Annotated in this window: 4 protein-coding genes and 1 pseudogene; 2 read left to right on the top strand and 3 right to left on the bottom strand. The window is 58.7% G+C overall.

All coding sequences use genetic code 11. The features are described from left to right. Nucleotides 1-81 precede the first annotated feature (81 nt). Complete coding sequence (locus DY926_RS17170) at nucleotides 82-510, top strand: hypothetical protein (protein ID WP_148707849.1); 429 nt, start codon at nucleotides 82-84, stop codon at nucleotides 508-510. Further along, nucleotides 507-1,526, top strand: coding sequence for a recombinase family protein (locus DY926_RS16795; RefSeq protein ID WP_116704376.1), 1,020 nt, complete (start codon nucleotides 507-509; stop codon nucleotides 1,524-1,526). Before DY926_RS17170 ends, DY926_RS16795 begins: the two co-directional genes overlap by 4 nt. On the opposite strand, the pseudogene tnpC reads toward DY926_RS16795, so the two are convergent. From tnpC to DY926_RS16775, 3 genes and pseudogenes are all read right to left on the bottom strand, one after another. Beyond that, nucleotides 1,438-2,577: pseudogene (gene tnpC / locus DY926_RS16790) on the bottom strand (IS66 family transposase); the annotation flags it as partial. The gene DY926_RS16795 and the pseudogene tnpC sit on opposite strands and share 89 nt — an antisense overlap. Before the next feature lie 330 nt (nucleotides 2,578-2,907). Then, nucleotides 2,908-3,939: an IS110 family RNA-guided transposase gene (locus DY926_RS16780; RefSeq protein ID WP_039732521.1), complete on the bottom strand. Its 1,032-nt coding sequence runs from the start codon at nucleotides 3,937-3,939 to the stop codon at nucleotides 2,908-2,910. Between the two features lie 22 nt (nucleotides 3,940-3,961). Beyond that, nucleotides 3,962-4,456 carry an IS66 family transposase gene (locus DY926_RS16775; protein ID WP_116704375.1) on the bottom strand — a complete coding sequence of 165 codons (495 nt, stop codon included), beginning with the start codon at nucleotides 4,454-4,456 and terminating at the stop codon, nucleotides 3,962-3,964. Nucleotides 4,457-4,551: the final 95 nt, after the last annotated feature.

Here is a 4,551-nt window from a genome sequence, read left to right as displayed (position 1 = left end):
GTTGATCACATGGGCGCTCAAAAGGGTACCAGTATATGCTGACCTGGCGCGGTTTTTATTATCCCGCCAGTTCAGGTCTCCATGTTTTTTGCGGATTGCGCCAATCCACACCCTCCAGCGAAGGCATTAAGGAATATACTGCCCATTGAGGGTGACGAATCCCCGGCAGGGGTTGTCAAGGTATGCGATCCGCGCCATCCGCTATTTGGTCGCCGCCTCGTCGTGTTGCGGCGGCTTGCTGCACGTGGGGACAATTTTCCGATCTCGTATGAGGTTTTTTATGACCGCGGTGGTACGCTGATCATTCCCGTTGCAGCCGTCGACTTCGACGTGAACGTATTTAATGGTACAAAACTGTCGGTCGATAGTATAAATGAATTGGTATCGGAAATCGACCGGATCGAGAACGATGCCAATTCAACCCAAAGATCTCTGGATATTGCTTCAGCCGAAGCAGAAACGTCAGATCATCGACGAGATCGCAGGCATTCTGGGGGAGACATTCCATGAGATCGGAGTTGGTTCTGCCAATGCATCTGGGTCGGAAAGCGATCGTCTATGTGCGTCAGTCGACGCCCAGTCAGATCATCAGCAACCAGGAAAGTCTGCGTCTTCAATATGCCCTGAAACTCCGGGCCCGCGAACTCGGCTGGAAGGCAGGCGACGTCGAAATCATTGATGCGGATCTGGGGCTCAGTGGTGCCTCCACGCTGCGCCGGGAAGGTTTCCGGGAGTTGGTCGGGCGTGTCGGCCTGGGCGAGGTCGGTCTTATTCTGTCGATCGACGTGACACGTCTCGCGCGAAACTGCTCGGACTGGTATCCACTGCTCGATATCTGCGGGTTGCAGAAATGTCTCATTGCAGATCGGGATGGTGTCTACGACCCGGCATCGCCAAACGGTCGTTTGCTCCTTGGTCTCAAAGGGACTATCTCGGAACTCGAACTGCACACAATCCGCAGTCGTCTGACTGCCGGCCTTCTTGCAAAGGCGGAACGCGGTGCTCTGGCGTTGACGCTGCCGATTGGCTTTGTCCGTAATCCTGGCGGTGCAGTCGTCAAAGATCCCAACGTTGAGGTTCAGGGAAGATTAGTTTTTCTTTTCAGTACTTTCCTGAAAGTGAAATCAGTCTCGCAGGTTATGAGGCATCTCAATCGTAATGGTCTCGATCTGCCAGCCCGAGACCGGCACGGCGATCTGCACTGGACAGCGGCCACGTTGGCAGCGGTGGCACGCATTTTGCGGAACCCGGCCTATGCAGGTGCCTTTGTTTACGGACGAACGCGGTTCAAGGCGCAAAGGCCTGGAAATCTACCGCAGAAAACCCCCCGGCCCATCGATGAATGGCGCATTGTCGTTCAGGACCAGTATCCTGGTTATATCGATTGGCAGACCTATCTGAAAATTCGTAATCATCCGGCGAGAGACGCGGGCGTATTCAGGCGGCGATGGTATTGTGGACCTGCTGGTGGGCTTTCCAGTGCCAGGGCAGGAGTTCATGGAGGCGTGGATTGGGGATGTCATTGATCCGTGCCAGGACATCAGCGAGCCATGCATGGGGATCGACATCGTTCAGGCGCGCGGTGACGATCAGGGAATACATGGCGGCGGCGCGCTCTCCGCCACGATCGGACCCGGCGAACAACCAGGCTTTCCTGCCCAGGGCGATGCCGCGCAGGGCGCGTTCTGCTGCATTGTTTGAGAGGCAGATCCGGCCGTCAGTGAGGAATCGTGTGAATGTATCGGCACGTCTGAGAAAATAGTTCATGGCGTGGGCAACGGGATTTTTGGTCGACATGCGCCGGCAACACTCCCGCATCCAGTCGAACAGATCGTCGACCAGAGGGGCTATGTCTGTTTGACGGACTGCCAGCCGATGTTCTGGGGGCGTACCGTTGATGGTGCGCTCGGCCTGGAATATGGCGTCGATCCTGCCTACTGCCTCTATGGCGAGGGGCGCCTTGTCCCTCTCGGCGATTTTGAACAGCCCTCTGCGTCCGTGGGCCCAGCATCCGGCGGAGACAACCGGCGCGGGTTGGCGTCCCGGTTTCGCCAGAGTATTATAACCCGCATAGGCGTCTGACTGCAGAATGCCGGTCCAGCCGGTGAGATGGTCCGTGGGATGTTCGCCCTTGCGGTCCCGGGAATACCGGAACCAGACGGCTGGCGGTGCTGGCCCACCAAATGGACCATCATCACGCACATAATTCCACAATCGTCCGGTGACTGTCCGGCCTTTCGCCAGAACCGGCACGGTGGTGTCGTCCGCGTGCAGGCGTTGTGCCGCCAGCACATGCGCCCGGATCAGCGTAGTCAGGGGGGCCAGCGTCGCGGTGCAGGCTCCCACCCAGTCGGCCAGCGTTGATGTGTCGAGATCGATCCCTTCGCGGGCAAAGGCATCGCTCTGGCGGTTCAGCGGCAGATGCTGCAGGAACTTGTCGCACAGGATGGTCGACAGCAGCCATGGGCCGGCGCGTCCGCGCGCGATCGGATGGAAGGGGGCGGGTGGCTGGGTGATGCTCTCGCAGTCCCGGCAGGTGAACTTCTCCCGCACCGTCTGGATGACCTTATGTGGACGGCCGGTTCGATGCAATGGATCACATTTGTTATCTCTCTGCGTTTCTCTAAATCTTGTTTTCTCGGTGGAATGCATCGCTGCTCGCAGGATGCGGGGATCCGGTCAGGTGCGCCCTTATGTCCGGCCTGTTTGTGCGACGTTTTTCGCTGGCCATTATGGGTGTGCGCTTGCGTGTCAGGCACCAATCTTGAAAACGTGCTCGATGGCACATGTCATCCAACGGTATCGCCTGAACTGTTCCTGAATTACAGTCTTCCCATCACGCTGGTCAGTGCATTCTGCCGGATCTACCGGGGCGAACCCCGGCATCCATCGTCTTGGCAGCGCATGTCAGATTACAGCGACATTGCGGCCGGCCGGACGATAGATCTCTTTGCGCGACAGGAGAGCCCAGACGATCCGGGCCAGTTTGTTGGCAAGTGCGATGGTTGCAAGACGTGTTGGGCGACGCTCCAGAAGCTTGCAAAGCCATGCCCCTGCGGCGCTTGTCCATTTCTGCGCGCGGAAGGACATGGATGTCGCCCCCAGAACGAGCAGCTTCCTTATTTCCCGGTTGCCCGTTTTCGTAATCCTGCCCAGCCGGACCTTTCCGCCGGACGAGTGCTGGCGCGGCACAAGTCCAAGCCAGGCCGCGAAGTGCCGCGCACTTTCGAAAGTGTCGATATCCGTGACAGATGCCACGATCAAGGACGCGGTCATCGGGCCGATGCCGGGTATTGTCAAAAGACGACGGGCATCTTCGTCCTGCCTGGCGTGCGCCTGGATTCGCCTTTCCAGGCATCCGATGCTTTCACTCAACTTTCCGTATTGTTCGAAGAGCAAAATGACAGTCTGCTTCATGACGTCGGGCAAATCGGGTGATGTCTCGATTTTCGCCAGAAGATCGGGCAGGCGACTGTTTCCCAACGGCACGATCAAGCCGAATTCCGCTGCAAGCGCGCGCAACGCATTGACCAGCATCGTCTGCTGTTTGACCAATAGTGTGCGCGTTGAGTGTAACGAGAGCAGGCTTTGCTGTTCTTCGTTTTTGATCGGGACGAAGCGCGTGTCGGGATGGAGTGCCGCAAGACAAATGGCTGCGGCGTCAACAGCGTCGTTTTTCTTGCCACGTTTGACGAACGGCTTGACCATGTCCGGCGGAATAAGTTTCACGTCATGACCCGCATCGCGGATGACGCGCGCCCAATGATGCGATGTGCCGCAAGCTTCGAGCACGACCTGACACCGCTCGAGTTTCCCGAAGAATGAGGCAACCTCACTGCGCCCGAGCTTTCGCTTGAGAAGACATTTTCCGTTTGCATCTGTGCCGTGCGCCTGAAAAACGGACTTGGCGATATCCAGGCCGATCATGGTAATTTTCATCCGGGCGGTCTCCTCTGAATGGTCATTCCGACCCCAGCATGGCACATTGATGCCGCATGGAGGCCGTCCACCCCATCTTGAACTGGCGCGGGATCACCTCCAGCGTCTCGGTGACGCTCTCCCCCAGTTTGCTCAGACGATCGCTGCCACAGCACGGACACTGTGTCGGTGCGGGGATGACGGCCCGCTCGCGCGGCAGATCGGCACGCAGGGGCTGGCGCCCCCGGTTGCTCCTGGGTGCTGTCGCGCGGACGGCGGGATCCGCCGCATTTTCGGGCGCGTCCTCGGCGAGTGTCGTCTCCAGCTCTTCCAGTTCGAGTTCGAGCTGGGCCAGCAGGCGGCGCCCCCGCTCCGACGAGGCGCCGAAACGGTCCTGGCGCATCCGCGCGATAAGATGTTTGAGATGGGCAATCTGCGCTTCGGCGCTGGCCGCGCGCGCTTCCGCGACCTCGGCACGCGCCTCGGCAGCGGCAAGTGCCGCGCGCAAGGCGATGATGTCGTCCGTGTCTCCCGTCATGAAGGCAGTTGATCACATGGGCGCTCAAAAGGGTACCAGTATATGCTGACCTGGCGCGGTTTTTATTATCCCGCCAGTTCAGGTCTCCATGTTTT

The organism is Komagataeibacter melaceti (assembly GCF_003403295.1).
Classification (GTDB): domain Bacteria; phylum Pseudomonadota; class Alphaproteobacteria; order Acetobacterales; family Acetobacteraceae; genus Komagataeibacter; species Komagataeibacter melaceti.
The sequence above is the reverse complement of the archived record's forward strand: the minus strand, read 5'-3'. Positions and strand labels throughout refer to the sequence as shown.